General features: G+C 37.6%; 1 pseudogene. It reads left to right on the top strand.

The annotated features are described in order from the left end of the window. Positions 1-245, top strand: a pseudogene (locus QD47_RS32330) (IS4 family transposase); the annotation flags it as partial. Between the last annotated feature and the right edge of the window lie 181 nt (positions 246-426).

Below are 426 nucleotides of genomic sequence, written 5' to 3'. Positions count from 1 at the left end.
ACACGACGACTAAGAAAAAGAAAGAAGCCAGTGAATTCAAAGTAATCTGTATCTTAAAAGAATATTTTCTTTCTCTACATGATGCCATGAAAAAGCAAGCAGATGATGTACAGCGGGTGCTTCTCCAATTCTTTCGGATGATTGAAAAGAATGGACGCAAGTCACATCGGTATGAGAAGAAAACCGTATTTGACATTCTAGGTGTAGTCTATGAGTATAGACAGAAATCACGATCTGCTGCCTAGGAAATTGAAATTTTTAAAACCGAAGCCACCAAGGCTTATTTAAGTCTGTACAAAATCCAGTTCTAAGCTAATTGATTTGGATCAAGCAACGAAAGGTAGCATCTGTTCCTTTTTCTTTGTTCTTAGCTTGATGGGCATGTGGTACTACCCCTCCATTAACAAAAAAAAACACCGCACAAAT

The organism is Paenibacillus terrae (assembly GCF_000943545.1).
In the GTDB taxonomy this organism is placed as follows: domain Bacteria; phylum Bacillota; class Bacilli; order Paenibacillales; family Paenibacillaceae; genus Paenibacillus; species Paenibacillus terrae_A.
This window is presented reverse-complemented; position numbering and strand designations above follow the sequence as displayed.